Origin of the sequence: Saccharothrix sp. S26 (assembly GCF_021390395.1) — a bacterium.
In the GTDB taxonomy this organism is placed as follows: domain Bacteria; phylum Actinomycetota; class Actinomycetes; order Mycobacteriales; family Pseudonocardiaceae; genus Actinosynnema.
Window position 1 is genome coordinate 1 of record NZ_JAJUWT010000055.1, and the last position, 1,002, is coordinate 1,002.

Sequence of the window (1,002 nt, forward strand, 5' to 3'; positions counted from 1 at the left end):
CTAGATGATTGATTCCAAGGGTTAGGACGCCTGGAGACGTGGGGCGAGGGTGTCGATGTACGGGTTGTGACGACCGACATTGACACCCTCGCGACCGCACTCTATGTCAGAACCGACGACCTGCTGAAGGCCGCGCCGCACCTCGCGCCGTGGCGGCCGAAGGTCGGCCTGCAACCCAGGCTCACCGATGCGGAGCTGGTCACCATGGCGGTGATGCAGGCCTTGCTCGGGTTCACCTCCGAGGCCCGCTGGTTACGCCACGCCCGTGCCCACCTGGGGCACCTGTTCCGCTACCTGCCTCGCCAACCCGGCTACAACAAGCGGCTGCGCAAGTCCTCCGACCTGGTCAAGGCGGTCATCCGACTGCTCGCGGTCGACACCACGCTGTGGACCGACGACGTGTGGGTGGTCGATTCGACACCGGTCGAGTGCGGCCGCTCCCGCGAGACCGCCCAACGCTCGGACCTGGCCGGATGGGCTGAGTACGGCTACTGCGCCAGCCACTCCCGCTTCTTCTGGGGCCTGCGGCTGCACCTGGTCTGCACCCCGGGCGGGTTACCGGTCGCGTTCGCGTTGACCGGTGCCAAGGCCGACGAACGCGCCACCCTGCTCGACATCCTCGACACCGACCCCGCGCTCACGGCCGAGCGGCCCGGCCAGGTGCTCATCGCCGACCGGCACTACTACGGCCGCGTCTTCGAACGCGACCTGGCCGACGTCGGTGTCGAGCTGCTGCGCCCGACCCGCAAGGGCGAGGCCGAACGGCCCGGCGCGACGCTGTTCAAGCCGCTGCGCCAGACCATCGAGTCGATCAACCAGACTCTCAAGGCCCAACTCGACCTCGAACGACACGGCGGGCGCACCCCCGCGGGAGTGATCGCCCGCGTCCTGCAACGCATCCTCGCCCTGACCGCCGCCATCTGGCACAACGACCACACCGGCCAGCCGATCATGCGCTCCCTGACCGCCTACGACCACTAACCCTAGGAATCAATCATCTAG

1 protein-coding gene is annotated in these 1,002 nt (G+C 68.0%); it reads left to right on the forward strand.

What is annotated here, in order from left to right; genetic code table 11:
* The first annotated feature begins 66 nt into the window (after window positions 1–66).
* Window positions 67–981, forward strand: coding sequence for an IS982 family transposase (locus LZG04_RS41405; protein ID WP_233827439.1), 915 nt, complete (start codon window positions 67–69; stop codon window positions 979–981).
* Window positions 982–1,002 lie beyond the last annotated feature (21 nt).